This window comes from Mesorhizobium sp. M0954 (assembly GCF_040319155.1).
In the GTDB taxonomy this organism is placed as follows: Bacteria; Pseudomonadota; Alphaproteobacteria; order Rhizobiales; family Rhizobiaceae; genus Mesorhizobium.
Map to the genome: position 1 here is coordinate 173,260 of NZ_JAMYNR010000001.1, position 19,703 is coordinate 192,962.

Annotated in this window: 18 protein-coding genes; 9 read left to right on the top strand and 9 right to left on the bottom strand. The window is 63.4% G+C overall.

Annotated elements, in window-relative coordinates; all coding sequences use genetic code 11:
- The first annotated feature begins 9 nt into the window (after positions 1 to 9).
- The 9 genes from NKH93_RS00875 (at position 10) to NKH93_RS00915 (ending at position 9,459) form a co-directional block, all read left to right on the top strand.
- A complete protein-coding gene (locus NKH93_RS00875; RefSeq protein WP_352918267.1) occupies positions 10 to 495 on the top strand; it encodes a DUF2569 domain-containing protein in 486 nt (161 codons plus the stop codon).
- 38 nt (positions 496 to 533) lie between these two features.
- Positions 534 to 1,706, top strand: a complete 1,173-nt coding sequence (locus NKH93_RS00880) for an iron-containing alcohol dehydrogenase (RefSeq protein WP_352469501.1) — start codon at positions 534 to 536, stop codon at positions 1,704 to 1,706.
- A 242-nt stretch (positions 1,707 to 1,948) separates the two neighbouring features.
- Positions 1,949 to 3,055, top strand: coding sequence for an ABC transporter substrate-binding protein (locus tag NKH93_RS00885; RefSeq protein WP_352918265.1), 1,107 nt, complete (start codon positions 1,949 to 1,951; stop codon positions 3,053 to 3,055).
- A gap of 64 nt (positions 3,056 to 3,119) precedes the next feature.
- Positions 3,120 to 4,034, top strand: coding sequence for an ABC transporter permease (locus tag NKH93_RS00890; RefSeq protein ID WP_023675356.1), 915 nt, complete (start codon positions 3,120 to 3,122; stop codon positions 4,032 to 4,034).
- Positions 4,031 to 4,822 carry an ABC transporter permease gene (locus tag NKH93_RS00895; protein ID WP_352454042.1) on the top strand — a complete coding sequence of 264 codons (792 nt, stop codon included), beginning with the start codon at positions 4,031 to 4,033 and terminating at the stop codon, positions 4,820 to 4,822. The genes NKH93_RS00890 and NKH93_RS00895 overlap by 4 nt, the downstream gene beginning before the upstream one ends.
- A 16-nt stretch (positions 4,823 to 4,838) precedes the next feature.
- Positions 4,839 to 5,903, top strand: coding sequence for an ABC transporter ATP-binding protein (locus NKH93_RS00900; protein ID WP_352469503.1), 1,065 nt, complete (start codon positions 4,839 to 4,841; stop codon positions 5,901 to 5,903).
- 148 nt (positions 5,904 to 6,051) lie between these two features.
- Positions 6,052 to 7,602, top strand: a complete 1,551-nt coding sequence (locus tag NKH93_RS00905; RefSeq protein ID WP_352918263.1) for a cation:proton antiporter — start codon at positions 6,052 to 6,054, stop codon at positions 7,600 to 7,602.
- Between the two features lie 89 nt (positions 7,603 to 7,691).
- On the top strand, positions 7,692 to 8,606 hold the full coding sequence (locus NKH93_RS00910) for an endonuclease/exonuclease/phosphatase family protein (RefSeq protein ID WP_352918261.1): 915 nt from the start codon (positions 7,692 to 7,694) through the stop codon (positions 8,604 to 8,606).
- A gap of 7 nt (positions 8,607 to 8,613) precedes the next feature.
- Positions 8,614 to 9,459, top strand: a complete 846-nt coding sequence (locus NKH93_RS00915) for an EamA family transporter (protein WP_352918259.1) — start codon at positions 8,614 to 8,616, stop codon at positions 9,457 to 9,459.
- Here NKH93_RS00915 and NKH93_RS00920 read toward each other — a convergent pair whose 3' ends face one another.
- The 9 genes from NKH93_RS00920 to NKH93_RS00960 all read right to left on the bottom strand — a co-directional run bounded on the left by NKH93_RS00920 (position 9,460) and on the right by NKH93_RS00960 (position 19,690).
- A complete protein-coding gene (locus NKH93_RS00920; RefSeq protein WP_352918257.1) occupies positions 9,460 to 9,771 on the bottom strand; it encodes a Dabb family protein in 312 nt (103 codons plus the stop codon).
- 10 nt (positions 9,772 to 9,781) lie between these two features.
- Positions 9,782 to 11,410 carry a GMC family oxidoreductase gene (locus NKH93_RS00925; RefSeq protein WP_352918255.1) on the bottom strand — a complete coding sequence of 543 codons (1,629 nt, stop codon included), beginning with the start codon at positions 11,408 to 11,410 and terminating at the stop codon, positions 9,782 to 9,784.
- A gap of 12 nt (positions 11,411 to 11,422) precedes the next feature.
- The gene (locus NKH93_RS00930) at positions 11,423 to 12,184 is read right to left on the bottom strand and encodes a 3-ketoacyl-ACP reductase (RefSeq protein WP_352767106.1); all 762 of its coding nucleotides are present in this window, start codon (positions 12,182 to 12,184) and stop codon (positions 11,423 to 11,425) included.
- Positions 12,181 to 13,695 (bottom strand): GMC oxidoreductase, encoded by a 1,515-nt coding sequence (locus NKH93_RS00935; protein ID WP_352767108.1) that lies wholly within the window; start codon positions 13,693 to 13,695, stop codon positions 12,181 to 12,183. Before NKH93_RS00935 ends, NKH93_RS00930 begins: the two co-directional genes overlap by 4 nt.
- A 5-nt stretch (positions 13,696 to 13,700) precedes the next feature.
- Positions 13,701 to 14,816 carry an ABC transporter ATP-binding protein gene (locus tag NKH93_RS00940; RefSeq protein WP_023675366.1) on the bottom strand — a complete coding sequence of 372 codons (1,116 nt, stop codon included), beginning with the start codon at positions 14,814 to 14,816 and terminating at the stop codon, positions 13,701 to 13,703.
- 4 nt (positions 14,817 to 14,820) lie between these two features.
- Positions 14,821 to 15,765 carry a carbohydrate ABC transporter permease gene (locus NKH93_RS00945; RefSeq protein WP_023675367.1) on the bottom strand — a complete coding sequence of 315 codons (945 nt, stop codon included), beginning with the start codon at positions 15,763 to 15,765 and terminating at the stop codon, positions 14,821 to 14,823.
- Positions 15,762 to 16,721 (bottom strand): carbohydrate ABC transporter permease, encoded by a 960-nt coding sequence (locus tag NKH93_RS00950; protein ID WP_023675368.1) that lies wholly within the window; start codon positions 16,719 to 16,721, stop codon positions 15,762 to 15,764. Before NKH93_RS00950 ends, NKH93_RS00945 begins: the two co-directional genes overlap by 4 nt.
- Positions 16,722 to 16,865: 144 nt before the next feature.
- Complete coding sequence (locus NKH93_RS00955; RefSeq protein WP_352918253.1) at positions 16,866 to 18,119, bottom strand: ABC transporter substrate-binding protein; 1,254 nt, start codon at positions 18,117 to 18,119, stop codon at positions 16,866 to 16,868.
- A 59-nt stretch (positions 18,120 to 18,178) separates the two neighbouring features.
- On the bottom strand, positions 18,179 to 19,690 hold the full coding sequence (locus NKH93_RS00960) for an aldehyde dehydrogenase family protein (protein ID WP_352682494.1): 1,512 nt from the start codon (positions 19,688 to 19,690) through the stop codon (positions 18,179 to 18,181).
- Between the last annotated feature and the right edge of the window lie 13 nt (positions 19,691 to 19,703).

Below are 19,703 nucleotides of genomic sequence, written 5' to 3' on the forward strand. Positions count from 1 at the left end.
GGGGGAGTAATGGCGGATACACAACAATCGGCGCTGCCAGATGGTGAGCGTCCCGAGGGTATCGGCGGATGGCTTGTCCTGCCGATGCTCGGGTTGATGCTCACGCCGATACTGGGGTTGGTACAACTGCACAATACCGACTATCTCGGCTTCGACTGGCAGGCCTTCAGTTTTTCTCAAGGTGCGCTGCTCGTTGCCGAACTGGTGACAGCAGGCGTTCTAAGCCTTACAGCCCCGGTCCTGTTATTGTTCTTCATGTTCAAGCGCTGGGAGATATTCCCGGGCTGGTACATGATTTGGGCAGTCGCGATGCCGGTATATGTCATCCTCGACCCATGGGCTGCGCATCTGGTTTTTCGCGAGAGCTTTCCAACCTTGGCTGATGCGTTCGACAGCGAAACGATGCGCGGAATTTACCGTTCCGTCTGGGCCGCAGCCATCTGGATTCCGTACATGATGCGGTCAGACCGTGTGGCCAATACCTTTGTGAATTGACGACATCCGAGAGCACGAAAGCAGTCAAGAAGGTCGAAATGACAAAACTCGTTTCCAAATGGAATTACCCGACGACCGTCCGCTTCGGCGCCGGACGCATCAAGGAGCTGCCGGAGGTGCTGGCGGCGACCGGCATCAAGCGGCCGCTGTTCGTCACCGATCCGGGACTGGCCAGGCTGCCGGTGGTGGCCTCGACGCTGAAGATCCTCGACGACGCCAAGGTGCCCTATGGCGTATTTTCCGAGGTCAAGCCGAACCCGGTGGATTCCAACCTGACCGCCGGCATTGCCGTGTTCAAGAAGGGCAAGCATGACGGCGTCATTGCCTTTGGCGGCGGCTCGGCGCTCGACCTCGGCAAGCTGATCGCCTTCCAGGCCGGGCAGACCCGGCCGGTCTGGGATTTCGAGGACGTCGGCGACTGGTGGACACGCGCCGATGCCGATGCGATCGCGCCGATCATCGCCGTGCCGACCACCGCCGGCACCGGCTCGGAAGTCGGCCGCGCCGGCGTCATCACCAATGAAGCGACCCATACCAAGAAGGTCATCTTCCATCCAAAGCTCTTGCCGGCGATCGTCATTGCCGATCCGGAGCTGTCGGTCGGTATGCCGGGCTTCATCACCGCCGGCACCGGCATGGATGCGCTCGCTCACTGTCTCGAAGCCTATTGCGCGCCGGGCTATCACCCGATGGCCGACGGCATCGCCGTGGAAGGCATAAGGCTGGTCTTCGAAAACCTGCCGAAAGCCTATGCCAACGGCAAGGATCTGGTCGCCCGCGCCAACATGATGAGCGCCGCTGCCATGGGAGCGGCCGCCTTCCAGAAAGGGCTCGGAGCGATTCATTCGCTGTCGCATCCGATCGGCGCGCTCTACGATAGCCACCACGGCATGACCAACGCCGTGTTCATGCCCTACGTGCTGGCCTTCAACCGCGAGGCGATCGAGCCGCGCATCGCCCGGCTTGCCGCCTATTGCGGCATCAAGGGCGGCTTCGACGGTTTTGCCAAGGCGATCATCAAGCTGCGCAAGGAGCTCAAGGTGCCGCATGCGCTGCCCGGCCTGATCAAGGGGCTCGACATGGACAAGAAGCGCAAGGGCCTGATTGCCGACATGGCGGTGGTCGATCCGACCGCCGGCGGCAACCCGGTCAAGCTGACCAAGAAGGCGGCGCTGACGCTGCTCGAAAACGCCATCGCCGGCACCGTCTGAGACAATTTTCGCATCGGAAATCGACTTGGGAAAAGAGGCAAAGGAAAGGGGGAAAGATGAAAGGCAAGATCGAAACTAGTTAGCCGGAAAAAGAATCGCGAAGCGATTGCTACAGCCGGTTAAAAAGAGTTTACTTTTTCATACTGCGGGGCATCGCTTTCACAAAGCTTTCATCTGGCTGTCACACGAAAACGATACCGCATCGCAGGCGTCCAACGGCGTCAGTTCAACGGAGAGAACACATGTTCAAATTCACGGGAAAACTGCTTTCCCTTTCGGCCGTCGCCCTGATGGCGACCTCTGCCATCTCGTCGGCCCAGTCCATGGATGAACTGGTCGCCGCAGCCAAGGCTGAAGGCCAGCTCACCACCATCGCGCTGCCGCATGACTGGTGCGGCTACGGCGCGGTCATCGACGGCTTCAAGGCAAAATATCCGGGGATCACCGTCAACGAGCTCAACCCCGATGCCGGCTCCGGCGACGAGGTCGAGGCGATCAAGGCCAACAAGGACAACAAGGGCCCGCAAGCGCCCGACGTCATCGACGTCGGCCTGAGCTTCGGCCCGACCGCCAAGAAGGATGGCCTGATCCAGGCTTATAAAGTATCAACCTGGGACTCGATCCCGGACAGCGCCAAGGATGCCGAAGGCTTTTGGACCGGCGACTACTACGGCGTGCTTTCGTTTCTGGTGAACAAGGACCTGGTCAAGGAAGCGCCGGCCGACTGGGCCGATCTGCTGAAGCCGGAATTCGCCAATACCGTGGCGCTCGCCGGCGACCCGCGTGCTTCGAACCAGGCCATCCAGGCAGTCTATGCCGCCGGCCTTTCCGGCGGTGCGGCTGCCGGCGAAGCCGCCGGCGCGGCTGGTCTCGACTTCTTCAAGAAGCTCAACGCCGCCGGCAATTTCGTGCCGGTCATCGGCAAGCCCGCGACGCTTGCTCAAGGCCAGACGCCAATCCTGGTGACCTGGGATTATAACGCGCTTGCCGGCCGTGATACGCTGAAGGGCAATCCGCCGGTCGACGTCGTCGTGCCGAAGACCGGTGTCGTCGCCGGCGTCTATGTTCAGGCGATCAGCGCCTATGCGCCGCACCCGAATGCTGCCAAGCTGTGGCTGGAATATCTCTATTCCGACGAAGGCCAGATCGGCTGGCTGAAGGGCTATTGTCACCCGATCCGCTTCAACGACCTCGCCAAGAATGGCAAGCTCCCGGCTGACGTGATGGCCAAGCTGCCGCCGGCCGAGTCCTATGCAGCCGCGGTGTTCCCGACGCTCGACGAGCAGGGCAAGGCCAAGGAAGCCATCACCAAGAACTGGGATGCCGTCGTCGGCGCCAACGTCAAGTAAGACTTGAGATCAGCCGGGCGGCTTAGATCGCCGCCCGGCATACCTCCAGGACGGTAGCCGGCGCATGACCGATATCTCGTTGTCCGATCACGCTGTTGCCGGGAAGACCGCGCCTCCTGCCGACGCCCGCAGCATGCGGCTGCCGACGCAATGGCTTGGCGTTGCGCCTTTCTTCATCTTCGCCATCATGTTCTTGATCCTGCCGACGCTCTATCTGATGCTGGGCGCATTCCGGAACGATGCCGGCGAATTCACTTTCGAAAACATAGCGGCCTTGGCGCAGCCGTCGATCGTTGCCGCCTACTGGATCTCAATCAAGGTCAGCCTCGCCTCGTCGCTGATCGGTGCTTTCGCGGGACTTGCCATTGCCATCGCCATCGTGCGCGGCGGGCTGCCGGAGTGGATACGCTCGGCGACACTGACCTTTTCCGGCGTGGCCTCCAATTTTGCCGGCGTGCCGCTGGCCTTCGCCTTTCTCGCGACGCTCGGCCGGCTCGGGCTCGCCACGGTGCTGCTCAACGTCTTGGTCGGCTTCAACATTTATGCCCATGGTTTCAACATCCTGTCGTTCTGGGGCCTGACGCTGACCTATGTCTATTTCCAGATCCCGCTGATGGTGGTGATCATCGTGCCGGCGATCGATGGGCTGAAGAAGGAATGGGGCGAAGCGGCGGCAACGCTTGGCGCGACCCAGGCGCAGTTCTGGCGCATGGTCGTCATTCCGGTGATCTGGCCAAGTTTCCTCGGCACCGTCATCCTCTTGTTCGCCAACGCCTTCGGTGCCATCGCCACCGCTTACGCTCTGACCGGCTCCTCGCTTAACATCGTCCCTATCCTGCTCTACGCGCAGATCCGCGGTGACGTGCTGCACAATGCCCATCTCGGCTACGCCATCGCCTTCGGCATGATCGTCATCACTGGGCTGGCCAATGTCTTCTACATCTGGTTCCGGACGCGCTCTGAGAGGTGGCTCAAATGAAGTCCGGCAGATTCTGGGCCTGGATCGTCTTCGCGCTGGGCGCGGCCTATTTCTTCATTCCGCTGATCGCGACCGTGGAATTCTCCATGCGCATGCGGCGCGGCGCGTATTCCTTCGATGCCTATCAGGTCGTGCTCGGCGATCCCCGCTTCCAGGCGACCTTCATCTATTCGGTGGTCGCAGCCATCTTCACCATCGTCCTTGGCGTGCTGGTGGTGGTGCCGGCGGCGTACTGGATTCGTCTGCGGCTGCCGCAGATCAGGCCCGTCGTCGAGTTCATCACGCTGCTGCCGCTGGTCATTCCGGCCATCGTTATCGTCTTCGGCTACATCAGAATGTACGGGTCGAACTCACCGCTGCCGTTCCTGGCCAGCGAGACAGGAGCCAATGCCTTGCTGGTCATCGGTTATGCGACGCTGGCGCTGCCTTATATGTATCGCGCCGTCGATACCGGGCTTCGCACCATCGATGTACGAACACTGACCGAGGCGGCACAGATTCTGGGCGCCGGCTGGGGCACGATCATCACTCGGGTCATCCTGCCCAACGTGCTGATCGCGGTGCTGTCGGGCGCCTTCCTGACCTTCGCCATCGTCATCGGCGAATTCACCATGGCCAGCCTGCTCAACCGGCCTGCTTTCGGACCCTATCTGCAGAACGTCGGCGCCAATCGCGCCTATGAGCCGGCGGCGCTTGCCATCATCGCCTTTGCCATTACCTGGGGCTGCATGTCGCTGATCCAGATCCTGTCGCGCTTCGCGCCGCGATCGGCGAACCGTCCGAACTGACCCGAAGGAAAAAGCCATGGCCGAGCCATTCCTCTCAATCCAGCATGTGCAGAAATCCTTCGGCGCCGCCATTGTGGTGCAGGATTTCAACCTCGACGTCGAGCCGGGCGAATTCGTCTCCTTTCTCGGACCGTCGGGCTGCGGCAAGACGACGGTGCTGCGCATGGTCGCCGGTTTCGAAGAGCCATCCGCCGGCAAGATCGTCGTGGCCGGCAAGGACGTCACCCGGCTCAAGCCCAACCAGCGCAACATCGGCATGGTGTTCCAGGCCTATGCGCTGTTTCCGAACCTCACCGTGGCGCAGAATATCGGCTTCGGGCTGAAGGTCGCCGGTATGCCGAAGGCCGATGCCGACAGGCGCGTTGCCGAGATGCTCGACATCATCAAGCTGCCGCAGATGGGCGACCGCTATCCCTACCAACTGTCCGGCGGCCAGCAGCAGCGCATCGCGCTGGCGCGGGCGATTGCGCCCAAGCCGAAACTGCTGCTGCTCGACGAGCCGCTGTCGGCGCTCGACGCCAAGGTGCGCGTGTCGCTGCGCGAGGAAATCCGCTCGATCCAGAAGAAGCTCGGCATCACCACCATCTTCGTCACCCACGACCAGGAAGAGGCGCTGTCGATCTCCGACCGCATCGCCGTCATGTATGGCGGCAAGGCCGAGCAGGTCGGCACGCCGTTCGAGATCTACAACCGGCCGGCAACCAAATTCGTCGCCAATTTCGTCGGCACGCTGAACGTGCTCGAAGGCACGGTCACCGACGCCGCTTCGGGCAAGGTGCGCGTCAACTCGCAAGAGGTCTCGCTCAAGGGCAAGCTCAACGGCTCGAAATCCGGCGACACGCTGTCGCTGGCGTTGCGGCCCGAGGCGATCTCGCTCGGCCGACACCCCGGTCGCGATTCCAGCCTTTGGGGCGAAATCGCCGAGGTGCATTTCCTCGGCTCGGTCATCCGGGTTCGCGTCGGCATCGGCGGCAGCACGGTCTCGCTCGACACGTTCAACAGTCCGGCCACACCGCCGCCGGCCGTCGGCGAAAAGGCCGAGATTTCGTTCTCGTCGGGCGACATGCTGGTGCTGCATTAGGAGAAGAGTGAATAGTGAACAGTGAATAGTAAGAATGCGCTTTACGCGCCGAAATTGCTCTGCACGCAGCCATTCACCATTCACGAACAGCCAAAGCCGTCGTCGTTTTTGCAGTGCCAATCGACCGGCTTCACCGCTACGATAAGGCATGGCGCTTTTTGAACTCACCCTTGTCCTGCTTCTCATCGCGGTCGCCCTGACCGCGCTGTCGCGGCGTCTGCAGATTCCCTATCCGTCATTGCTGGCGCTGGCCGGCGCCGGCATCGCCTTCCTGCCGTTTGCCCCGACCATCGAGATCGACCCGGGGCTGGCGCTCGCTCTGTTCATCGCGCCGGTTCTGCTCGACGCGGCCTATGACACGTCGCTGCGCGATCTCAACCGCTACAAGGTTTCGCTCATCCTGCTGGCGCTTGGCGCCGTCATCTTCACCACCGTGACGGTCGCGCTGGTCGGCTGGACGATGGCAGACCTGCCCATTGCCGCGGCCATAGCGCTCGGCGCGATCGTGGCGCCGCCCGATGCGGTGGCGGCGGCGGCCGTGCTCGGACAGTTCAAGGTGCCGCACCGCATCACCGCCATCCTGGAAGGCGAGAGCCTGCTCAACGACGCCACGGCGCTGTTGATCTACAGGATGTCGGTTTCCGCAGCCGCCGGCTCCATCCTGTTGAGCAGTGCCGTTCCAATGATCCTGCTGTCGACGGTCGGCAGCCTTGCCGCAGGCTATGTGCTCGGCCGGTTGTCTCTCGCCATACTCGGCCGCATCGACGACCCGGCGAGCGGCACCGTGGTGCAATTCGCCTCAACCTTCGGCGTCTGGATCCTGGCCGACAGGATAGGGCTTTCCGCCATCATCACGATCGTCGTCTATGCCATGACGATCGCACGTACATCGCCGCGCCGCATGCCGGCAAGGAATCGTGTCAGCTCCTACTCGGTCTGGGAGACGGCGGTGTTCGTGCTCAACGTGCTGGCCTTCGTTCTGATGGGCCTGCAAGCGCGGTCCATCGTCGGGCGACTTGCCGAGCAAGGACAAAGCGAGGCGTTCGTCTTTGCCCTGGCTGTGCTGGCCGTCGTCATCGTATCACGGCTCGTCTGGGTTCTGGGCTGCGGCGCGATCCTCAGAGCGCTGGCCCGTCTGGGCGACGAGGACAGGCGGAAGGACGCACCGACATTCCGCGGCGGCGTGCTCATCGGCTGGTGCGGCATGCGTGGTCTGGTGACGCTTGCGGCAGCCTTCGCCTTGCCGGCCGACTTTCCGGGCCGTGATCCGATCGTGCTCGCCGCTTTCACGGTCGTGCTCGGCACGTTGGTGCTGCAAGGCGTCAGCCTGAAACCGTTGCTGCTTCTGCTCAATCTCGACCTCGACCGGACGGTCGACCGGGAGGTGGCGCAGGCGCGCGTCGCCATCATGCAGGCGGCGCTGGACGTGCTCAGCGGCAAGACATCGAGCGCGGCCGGGGCGGTGCGAGAGCAATATGCCGCCCAGCGCGCCATCGCCGAAAACCCCGAGGATGCCCAGGCGGCGACCGAGTATGACAGATTGCGTCTCTACGCCATCAAGAGCCAGCGCGATGCGCTGGAGCGTTTGCGCATCGACGGAACGATCGGCGACGAAGCCTACCACCGCCTTGAGGAAGAAATCGACTGGTCGGAACTGGCAGCATCCCCGCCCGGTCGGTTCCAGCCGCTGACCACTTAGCATCTGGCCCAAGCTCCCTCCGCCCGGCTGCACATTGCAAGGCTGTCAGCGAACGGCTACTGCCAGCAGGAAACTGAGCCGAATAAGCAATGAAGCTGGTCAGCTATAACATCCAGTATGGCTTCGGCAGCGATGGCCGCTACGACCTGGCGCGTTGCGCCAAGGTCGTGGCCGGCGCCGACATCATCGCCTTGCAGGAGGTGGAACGGCACTGGTTGCGCAGCAACGAGGACGACCAGCCGGAACTTCTTTCGCAATTTCTGCCCGACTACCATTGGGTCTACGGGCCGGCCTTCGACATGGATGCCAGCCACCGGCGTGTAGGCCGCATCGTCAACCGGCGGCGGCAATTCGGCACCATGGTTCTGTCGAAGCTTCCGATCGTCTGGTCGCGGCTGCATACGCTGCCGCTCAGGCGCACGCTGCGGCCGCTCAACACCCGCAATGCCGCACTCGAATGCATGATCCGCACCCCTGCCGGTCCGGTGCGGGTGCTGTCGTTGCATCTGGCGCATATCGCGGCCGAGGAGCGGCTGGAGCAGATCGACTATTTGCTCGCCGAGCATCGCCGTGCGCCGTCCCAGGGCGGTCCATGGAGCGGCGCTGACGACGAGCCGGCGCGCAACTGGAGCAATGGCGAACAGGAGCCAGAAAACCCCGTAGCGGCGATCTGGTTGGGCGACTTCAACATGGAGCCGGACAGCGCCGAGTACCGGCGCCTTATCGGCAGCGCGCCCTATCATCGCGGTGCCGCCTATCTCGACGGTTTTGTCGATGCCGCCGCCGTCGCAATGGAACCGACAGCGGATTTCCACACCCATGTGAAGACTATCGATGGCAGGCTGGCAAAGCGCCGGCTCGACCATTGCTTCGTCGGCGGCATGTTTGCCGGGCGCGTGCGCTCGGTCAGCGCCGATATCGGCCAAATCGCTTCCGACCATTTTCCGCTCTGGGTCGATATCGACCTGGAGACGCCGATCGTCATCGGGACGGGCGGCGGATGAACCGCCGATGAGCCTGTTTGTCTTTTTCGCGGTGCTCGCCGCCGCTTCCATGCATGCGATCTGGAACGCGCTGGTCAAGGTCCACCTCGACCGTTTCCTGTCGATCACACTGATGACGCTCGGCATGGGTGCCGCTGCGCTGGTGACGTTGCCTTTCGTCGAGGTGCCGAAGCCGGAAGTGTGGCCATACATCCTCGCCTCGGTTGTCTTCCACATGGGCTACAGGACGTTCCTGATCGGCGCCTACAAGACCGGCGATTTCGCCCAGACCTATCCGCTGGCGCGCGGCACCGCGCCATTGCTGGCCGCTTTGGGGGGCGTTGTGGTGGTTGCCGAGATGCCGGCGCCGCTCGCCATTCTCGGCATCCTCTTGTTGTCGGCGGGCACGCTGGTGCTGTCGTTTCGCGGCGGCGCGCATCTGGAGAAATTGAACCTGCGCGCCGTCGGTTTCGCGTTGGGCACATCGATCTTCATCGCCAGCTACACGCTGTCGGACGGCAGCGGCGCGCGGCTGGCCGCCACCGCGTCGAGTTATGCCGCCTGGCTGTTCGTCTGCGATGCGCTGTGGGCGCTGGTGCTATGCGTCGTCTTTCGCGGCCCACAGGCGCTGCCGGTGCTGGCGCGCGACTGGAAGGCCGGAACCTATACCGGCGTGCTCAGCGGCGGCGCCTACTGGATCGTGATGTGGGCGATGACCAAGGCGCCGATCGCCTCGGTGGCGTCGCTGCGCGAAACATCGATCCTGTTCGCCATGATGATCTCGGTGTTCGCGCTCGGCGAGAAGATGACGGCATGGCGAGGTGCCGCGGTGCTTAGCATCGTTGCCGGCGTCGTTGCGCTGAGAATGGGATAGTCACGCGATCTCCAGATCAAACACCATCAGCCCGTCGGGGCCGCCTTCGAGCGCCGCGACCAGTTTTGCGCCGGCTCGCTGATGCGCTTCATGCTCCAGATAGGCATCGCGTGCCGCAGGGTCGCGAAAGTCGATGGTGAAGCCGTGCGTGAAGCCGCGGGCGAAGGGTTCCGGGCTGGTATTGGCGCTGAATTCGACCTTGCCCATGCCGTCGATCACCGCCCGCAACGCTTCGAGATCGGCATGGATTGCCGCGCGCTCGGCGTCGGCGACATCGTTGCGAAATCTGACGAAGACACAGTGCCTGATCATTCTTTGTCCCTCATGCCGCTCGGTTGGTGGAAAACACCGCCGGCGGCAGCGGCTCGCGGCCAAGGATCAGATCGGCGCCTTTTTCGCCAATCATGATCGTCGGGGCATTGGTGTTGGAGGAGGGGATGCGCGGCATCACCGAGGCGTCGCAGACGCGCAGGCCCTCGATACCGCGCAGCCTGAGATCTGGCGTTACCACGCTCATCGCATCGTGGCCCATGCGGCAGGTGCCGACCGGGTGGTGGTCGGTCTTGGAACTGCGGCAAGCGTAGTCGAACAGCTCGTCGCCGCTCTGCAGGTCGGGTCCCGGCAGTACCTCGCGCAGCACAAAGGGGGCCAGCGCCTTCTGCCGCATGATCTCGCGCGCCAGCCTCAACCCCTTGATCGACATGTCGCGGTCATAGGAATCGGACCAATAATTCGGATCGATCAGCGGGCGGTCGGCCGGATCGGCACTGTTCAGCCGCACGGTGCCGCGCGAGCGCGGGCGCAGGAACGCCGAGTTCAGTGTCACGCCCGGATTGTTCAGCTTCTCGACGCCGGCCTCGATGCCGGAGCCGAGGCCGAGATGCAGCTGGATATCGGGAGAGGCGGCGGTCGGATCGGCGTACCAGAAGCCGCCGGTCTCGAACAGGCTGGAGGCTACCGGGCCTTTCTTCAGGAGCAGATACTGCAGCCCGGCCCACGCCGTCCAGTGCAGCTTGGCGTAGTTGTCGTAGGTGTGATCGCCGGTGCATTCGGCGATGACGAACAGGTCGAGATGATCCTGCAGGTTGGAGCCGACGCCGGGCAGATCGTGCACCGGTGTCACGCCGACCGCCTTCAGATGGTCGGCCGGGCCGATGCCCGACTGCAGCAAAAGCTTCGGCGAGCCGATGGCGCCGGACGAGACGATCACCTCGCGCTCGGCGCGCAGGATCGTTGGCTGGCCGCCCGGCCTGTCGACGATCTCGACGCCGACGGCGCGGCCCTTGTCGACGACGATGCGCGTCACCAGAACGCCGGTCCTGACGGTGAGATTCTTTCGCTCGCGGATCGGCCGGAGATAGGCGACAGAGGCGGAGGAGCGCTTCGCGTCCTTCTGCGTCAGCTGATAATAACCGACGCCCTCCTGGGCTACCCCGTTGAAGTCGGGATTGAAGGGGATGCCCATCTCCTGTCCGGCACGGAAATAGGCCTCGCAGATCGGCAGCGGCGCGATCGGGTTCGATACGCCGAGCGGGCCTTGGTCGCCGTGGAAATCGTTGGCATAACGCTGGTTGTTCTCCGCGCGCTTGAAATAGGGCAGCACGTCGCGATAGCCCCAGCCGGCAAGGCCTTCTTCCTTCTCCCAGGCGTCGTAGTCGCGGGCGTTGCCGCGCGTGTAGATCTGGGCGTTGATCGAAGAGCCGCCACCGATCACCTTGGCCTGCGTGTATCGGAAGACACGGTCCTGCATGTGCTTTTGCGGCACCGTCGACCAGCCCCAGGCGGCGATGCCCTTGGTCATCTTGGCGAAACCGGCCGGCATGTGGATCAACGGATGCCAGTCCTTGCCGCCGGCTTCGAGCAGCAGCACCTGATGCGACGGATCTTCGCTCAGCCGGTTGGCGAGTACGCACCCGGCCGGGCCGGCGCCGACGATTATGTAGTCGGTCATGGCATCACCTGTTCATAGCCTCGGCACCGACAGCGCGCCGTCGATATTGATGACCGAGCCGGTCGAAAAGCCGAACTTGCCGCCGGCGAGCGCCGCCACGGCGGCACCGATATCTTCGCTCTCGCCCCAGCGCATCGCCGGCACCAGCCCGCCGTCGATCAGCCCGTCATATTTGGCGGTCACACCGGCGGTCATGTCGGTGCGGATGATGCCCGGGCGCACCTCGAACACGGCGATATTTTCGGCGGCGAGCCGCAGTGCCAGGTTCTTCACCCACATCGAAAGCCCAGCCTTGGAGATGCAGTAATCGGAACGTTCCGGCGAGGCCATGGCGGCGCTGACCGAAGTGATGGTGATGATCGATCTCGCACCATCGCTTGGCAGGCCGAGCATCGCTTTGGCGACGGCCTGGCTGAGGAATACGGTGCCGCGCAGATTGATGCCGAGCACCCGGTCGAAATTTTCCGGCTTGAGCTCGAGCAGATCGCCGCGCAGGACAGTGCCGATGCCGGCATTGTTGACCAGGCAGTCGATGCGGCCGAAGGCGCTTGTCGCGGCATCAATCAGCGCTGCGTGGCCGTCGAGGTCGGCGATGTCGCCGCTGACATAGGCGAATTTCGCGCCGCGCCCGGTGATGTCGGCGGCGAGCCCGTCTGCGGCTTCGTCAGCAAGGTCGGCGACCAGAATATCGAAGCCGGCGCTGGCCAGCGCCTCGGCACAGGCAAGGCCGATGCCGCGCGCGCCGCCGGTGACGATCGCTGCCGGGCGGCTCATGTTGCAAGCTCCGTCTTGCGGATATGATCGGCGACGCGCAGCGCCTGTGCGGCGATCGACAGCGCCGGATTGACGGCGGCCGAATTCGGCAGGAAGCCAGCATCGACGACGAACAAATTGCTGTGGTCGAAGGAGCGGCAGAACGGATCCAGCGGCGAGGTCGCTGGATCGTTGCCCATCTTCACCGTGCCGCACTGATGTGAGGGCGTGCGCTTGTCAAACGGCCGTGACAGGACGATCGGATAGCCGCAGGCGCGGAAATTCTCGCGCATCACCTTGGTCAGTCCGTCGAGCGACTGCATGTTGGAGCGCCGCCACTGCATGACGATGTCCTTGCCGTCGACCATGATGCGGCTCTCGGGATCGGGCAGGTCCTCGCACATCAGATACCAGTCGACGGCGTGGCCGGCCATGAAATCCAGCGCGAATTTGGGCGCGCGCCTGACATTGGCCTTGAGGATGTTGCCGTCGATCTTGCCTAGAAGCTGGACGTTGCCGAGCGGTTTGCCGCCCTTGCCGTCGGACAGATAATAATCGTTCAGCATCAGCGTCTTCTGGTAGACGGACTTGTTCCTGCGGCGCGGATCGATCGCCAGCATGGCGCTCGAATTGTGGTTCATGAAGTTGCGGCCGACCTGGTCGGAACGGTTGGCCAGGCCTTTGCCACCGCCTCTGCCCTGAGGGGTGGGCGAGCGCAGCAGGATGGCGGCGGAATTGACTGCGCCGGCCGACAGGATGACCAGCTTCGGCGCGACTTTCTTCAGCGTACCGTTCTGTCGATAATGGACGGCGATGATTGTCCTCGCATCCGGCGATGCCTCGAGATATTCGACATGGGCGCCGGTCTCGAGCTTGATCTTCTGGTCGGCAAGGGCGGCGGCCAGCGGTCCCGTTTGGGCGTCGACCTTGCCGGTCCCGGTGTTGGGAAACGCGTCCCACGGCGTGCTGCCGTCTTTCAGCCAGGCTTCGATGTCGACGCCGAGCGGCAGCGATGCCGGATGCAGGCCTAGGCTCTTCAACTCGGCGCGCGCACGCGCGATCGACGGCTCGTCTGGTACCGGCCCGAAAGGGTAGGGCGTAGAGTGGAACGGCTCGGTCGGGTCTTCGCCGAGTGCACCGCGCACGCGGAAAAGTTGCTCGGCCCTGGAATACCAGGGCTCGAATTCCTCGTAGGAAAACGGCCAGGCCGGCGAGACGCCGCCATAGTGCTCCATCTCCGAAAAGTCTTCCCTGCGGTAGCGGATCAGCACCGCGCCGTAGAATTTCGAATTGCCGCCGACATAGTAGTAATTGCCCGGGTTGAAAGGCGCTCCGCCGGCCTCGAGCCACATCTCCTTCGGCCGATAATGACCATCGACGAAGATTGCGTGGGTGTCGCGTGTGTGCGGCGTTGCCGGCAGTGGTTCGCCACGCTCCAGCATCAGGATCGAGGCGCCACCGCCGGCAAGGCCGGAGGCGATCGTGGCGCCGCCTATACCGGAGCCGATGATGACGATGTCGGGATTTGTCATGGCCGTTAGACGATGCGTTTCTCGGTCGCCGGATCGAAGAACACCGCCTTGGTCAGGTTGAAGGCGAGCGGCGTGACCGTGCCGGGCTGGATTTTGGCATCGGCGCGCAGCCGCGCCACCACCGCCTTGCCGCCGAGATTGGTGACCGCGAACGTATCCGAGCCGGCCGGCTCGATGACCTCGATGTGACAGTCGGCGCGGGCGATGTTCGAGGCGTTGCGTTCGGCACCCTCGGGATCGGTCAGTGCTTCCGGGCGGACGCCGAAGATGATCGGTTTTCCCTGGAATGCCGACAGGCCGGCCGGCGCATTGCCCAGCGGCAGCGAGATCGGCTGGCGCGCCTCGCGCTCCATGACGACGGAGAAGCCGCTGCCGTTGCTGCCGATCGTCGCCGGGATCAGGTTCATCGCCGGCGAGCCCATGAAGTCGGCAACAAACAGGTTGACCGGATTGTTATAGATTTCGGCTGGCGTGCCGAACTGCTGCACCTCGCCGTCGCGCATCACCGCGATCTTGGTGGCCAGCGTCATCGCCTCGATCTGGTCGTGGGTGACGTAGACGATGGTGGTGCCGGTGGTGGCATGCAGGCGCTTGATCTCGATGCGCATGTCGACACGCAGCTTGGCATCGAGATTGGACAAAGGCTCGTCGAACAGGAACAGCTTTGGATCACGCACCAGCGCCCGGCCCATGGCAACGCGCTGGCGCTGGCCGCCGGAGAGCTGGCTTGGCTTGCGCTTCAGCAGATGGCCGATCTGCAGGACCTTCGCCACCTTGTCGATTGCCTTCTGGCGCTCGCCGGCCGGCACGCCGCGCATCTCCATGCCGAAGGCGATATTGCCGGCAACCGTCATGTTCGGATAGAGCGCGTAGCTCTGGAAGACCATGGCGATGTCGCGCTTGGAGGGGTGGAGATCGTTGATCGTGCGTCCGTCGACGCGGATTTCCCCTTCGGTGATGGTTTCCAGGCCGGCAATAGTGTTGAGCAGCGTGGACTTGCCGCAACCGGAAGGCCCGACCAGCACGAGGAAGCCGCCCTTTTCCAGGTCGAGGTCGATGCCTTTCAGGATCTCGACCGCTCCGAAACGCTTCTTCAGCCCGTCAATTTCCAGAAAAGCCATGCGATTATCCTTTGACGGCGCCGGCCATCAGGCCGCGCACGAAATAGCGGCCGGCGAGCACGTATACGAGGAGCGTCGGCAGCGCGGCGATCATCGCCGCCGCCATGTTGACGTTGTATTCGACGACGCCGGTCGAGGTGTTGACGACATTGTTCAGCGCCACCGTCATCGGCATCACGTCGCCTGAGCCGGCATAGGCGGAAGCGAAGAGGAAGTCGTTCCAGATGTTGGTGAACTGGTAGATCACCGTCACCACGATGATCGGCAGCGAGTTGGGCAGCATGATGCGCCGGAAGATCTGGAAGAAGCTGGCGCCGTCGATCTGCGCCGCCTTCACCAGTTCGTTCGGAAACGCTTCGTAATAATTGCGGAAGAACAGGGTGGTGAATCCGATGCCGTAGACGACGTGAACGAACACCAGATTCACGGTCGGATTGCCGAAGCCGAAGGTGAGGCCGGTCGCGTTCTGCAGCTTGACGCCGAACCGGCCGAGGCTGCCGAGGATCGTTGCCATCGGCAAGAGGACGGACTGGAACGGAATGAAGCAGGCAAACAGCATCAGCCCGAACACCAGCGTCGCCCCGCGAAAGCGCCACTTCGTCAGCACATAGCCGTTGAGCGCACCGAGCAGGGTCGAGATGATGACGGCCGGAACCACCATCTTGATCGAGTTCCAGAAATAACCCTTCATGCCGACGCAGGTGAGACCCGAGCAAACCTCGCTCCACGCCCTTATCCAAGGTGCGAAGGTCGGCTCCTGCGGCAGCGCCAGCATGTTGCCGTTCTGGATTTCGTCCATGGTCTTGAACGAGGTCACAAGCATGACGAACAGCGGCATCAGATAGAACAGCGCGAACAGCGCCAGCAGCCCGTAGATGACAATACGGTTGACCGTCCTGGCGCTGATACCGCCAGTGCTCTGGCGAGCAGGAGTGGCCACGGCGCTCATCGCGGCTTCTCCCGAAGCTCGGAATAGAGATAGGGAACGATGATCGCGGTGATGGTCATCAGCATGATCACGGCGCTGGCCGAGCCGACGGCCATCTCGTTGCGCTTGAAGGTGTACTCATACATGAAGTTGGACGGCAGCCAGGCCGAACCGCCCGGCCCGCCGCTGGTCAGCGCGACCACCAGATCGTAGGATTTGATGGCGAGATGCGCGAGGACGATCAAGGCGGACAGGAAGATCGGCCGCAGCAGCGGGATGACGATGCGACGGTAGAGCTGGAAGGTGGTGGCGCCGTCGATCTGCGCCGCCTTCAGGATCTCGCCGTCGATGCCGCGCAGGCCGGCCAGGAACATCGCCATGATGAAGCCCGACGCCTGCCAGACGCCGGCGATGACCACCGTGTAGATGACGAAATCCTTGTTCTTGATCCAGTCGAAATGGAAGCTCGTCCAGCCCCATTGGTGCAGTGTCTGCTCGAGGCCGAGGCCGGGGTCCAGAAACCATTTCCAGGCAACGCCGGTGACGATGAACGACAGTGCCATCGGGTAGAGGTAGATCGGCCGCAGCACACCTTCGCCGCGGATCTTCTGGTCGAGCAGGATCGCCAGGAACAGGCCGAGCGCCAGGCAGATGGAAATGTAGAGGAAGCCGAAAATCCCCATATTGGTGATCGACGTGTACCAGGAGGACGGCGGATCGCTTTCGAAAGTCCAGCGCCATAGCCGCTGATAGGCGCGTGGCCCGGTGATCGCATAGGAGGGAAAGGTCTTGGAATTGGTGAAGGACAGATAGATCGTCCACAGGATGAAGCCGTAGACGAAGACGATTGTGGCGGCGAAGCTCGGCGCCAGCACGAGCTTCGGCAGCGCGTCCTGAAGGCGCGAGCGCACCGTGGCGCCCGGACGGGCATCGTGCTCCGGCGTCAGCGTGATACTGGTTTCAGCAACTGTGCTCATCTGTCCATTCCGTATGGCGGGTCCGGAATTCTGCTGTCTCGGGCTCTGCGGCACGAAAGCGTGCCGGTCGGCGCAACCGCAAAACATCGCCGCAGGGGATCTCCCCGGCTTGCGCCGGGGAGATCATTCACATGGGCGGGTGCCTTACTTGGCGTCTTCGATCGCGCTGACCAGTTGGGTCACGGCCTCGTCCGAGGTCTTGATCTGGCCGTGCACGAATTTCGAGACGACATCCTTGTAGGCGTTGGCAACCGCGGGAGGCGCGCCATAGCCCTGCGCCAGCGAACCGAACAGCGTGCCGCGTTCATTGGCGGCCTTCAGGTCGGCCATGCCCTTCTTGCCGCAAGCGTCGAAATCGGTGTCCGGCACGTCGGTGCGGGCCGGAACAGACCCCTTGACGACGTTGAAGGCCGACTGGAAGCTCTTCGACAGCGTGGCGGTGGCCAGGGCGATCTGGGCGGCCTTGCGGTCCTCCGGAACGTTGAACATGCCGAACATGTCGGAGTTGTAGACGACGCTGCCGTCGGTGCCCGGGAAGCGGTAGCACAGGAAGTCGGTGCCCGGGACCTTCTTGGCGGCGTTGAATTCGCCCTTGGCCCAGTCACCCATCACCTGCACCAGCGCATCGCCCTTGATGACCATGGCGGTGGCGAGGTTCCAGTCCCGGCCCGAGAAGTTCGGGTCGACATAGGTGACGAGCTTGGCGAGATTGTCGAACGACTTCTTCATCGTGTCGGACTTCAGCGACTCCTCGTCGAGGTCGTTGAAGGCCTTCTTGTAGAACTCAGGCCCGCCGGTCGACAGCACGACTGAGTCGAACATTGTCGCTTCCTGCCAGTTCTGGCCGCCCAGCGCGAGCGGGATGACGCCCGCCGCCTTGGCTTTGTCCAGCAACGCAATGAAGTCGTCGAAGGTCTTGGGCTCGGTGCCGCCGATCTTGTCCATCACCGCCTTGTTGATCCATAGCCAGTTGACCGAGTGGACATTGACCGGAGCCGCGACCCACTTGCCGTCATAGACGGAGAATTTCTGCAGGGCCGCGGGAACGGACTTGTCCCAGCCTTCCTTTATCGCCGTCTCGGTCAGGTCGCCCATAACGCCGGCTGCGGCGTAATCGAGCACGGTATAGCCAAGCATCTGCGAGGCGGTCGGGTAGTTGCCCGCTGCCACCATCGCCTTCAGCGCGGTCATGGCAGCGTCGCCGCCGCCGCCGGCCACCGGCACGTCCTTCCAGGCAAAGCCTTCCTTGGCCAGATCCTGCTTGAGCACGTTCAGAGCGGCAGCTTCGCCGCCCGACGTCCACCAATGCAGCATCTGGACTTCCTTGACGTCCTCGGCATGGGCCGCGAACGCAACGCCCGATGCGAGAGCCGTCCCGATAAGCAGTTTGCGCAACATGTACTTCCTCCCTTGTTGAACTTACACGACCGGCGGATGCCCGCCGGGTTCTTCCCAACTCAGCCGACCCACCATCCGGTGCGCTGGCCGCGATGAAACTGGATTGTCTTTTCCTCGGTATAATCCTCGACGGCGCGCTTGCCGAGTTCGCGTCCGAGACCGGACTGCTTGTAGCCGCCGAAAGGCAGCTCGGGGTAACCCTCCATGAACGTGTTCACCCAAACGGTTCCCGAACGCACATTCCGCGCCACCGACATGCAGGTATCGATGCTGGCGCTCCACACGCCCGCCGACAGACCATAGGGCGTGTTGTTGGCGATGTGCAACGCCCTTTCAATCGATTCAAAAGTCAGCACCGAGAGCACCGGACCGAACACTTCCTCGCGTGCAATGGCCATGTCTTCGGTGACATCGCGAACGATGGTCGGATCAAGATACTGGCCGGCGCTCGAAGCAAGCTGATTGCCGCCGCTACAGATCCGGCCGCCGCCGTTTTCCGCTGCCGTCACGTAGCCGGTGACCTTGGCCATATGGTCGGCGGAGATCATCGCGCCGACCTTGGTGCGGTCGTCGAGCGGGTCGCCGACAACCACCTTGGCGGTGAGGGCATTGACGGCGCCGAGGAACTCGTCGGCGATCGCCTCATGGACGATCAGCCGGCTGCCGGCATTGCAGCATTCGCCGGCATTGAAAAAGCCGCCGAACACCGCCGCGTCGGCGGCGGCCTCGAGGTCGGCATCGGGAAAGACGATCTGGCCGTTCTTGCCGCCGAGCTCCATCGCGACTTTCTTCAGCGAGTTGGCGGCAGACGCCATGGTCATCTTGCCGACGCGGGTGGAGCCGGTGAACGACACCATCTCGACCAGCGGATGGCTGACCATCGGTGCGCCGACATCGGCGCCCAACCCGGCAAGGATGTTGACGACGCCATCCGGCAGGCCGGCCTGCATCAGGATCTCGCCGAGCACAAAGGTCGAGGCCGAGGTCATCTCGCTCGGCTTGACCACCGCCGTGCAGCCGGCGGCGAGCGCGAAGGGTAGTTTCTGGCTGACGATAAGGAACGGGAAATTCCACGGCGTGATGATGGAGACGACGCCGATCGGTTCGCGCAACACGACGCCGAGCATGGCATCGCCGAGATTGGCGTAGCTTTCGCCGTGAAGCGTGCGGGCAAGTGCCGCGGCATAACGCCAGATATCGACGGCGCCGCCGATCTCGCCGCGCGCCTGCGCAATCGGCTTGCCGGATTCCAGTGCGTCGAGCCGGGCAATCTCGTCCAGCCGCGCCTCGATCAGGTCAGCAGCCTTGAGCAGGATCGCGGCGCGCTCGGCGGCCTTCATGCGCGGCCACGGGCCGGTCTCGAAGGCCCTGTGCGCGGCCTGTACCGCAGCCTCCACGTCCGCCGCGCCGGCTTGTGCATAGCGCGAGACGGTGAAGCCGTGGCCAGGGCTGCTGCGCTCCAGCGTGCGGCCGTCCTGGGCGTCGACGAACCTGCCGCCGATCAGCAGCCGGTAGCTTTTCGGCGCTGCGGCTGCCTCGGCGGGCATGGCGATGTTGAGGGGTGCGTTCATGTGATTTCCAGGT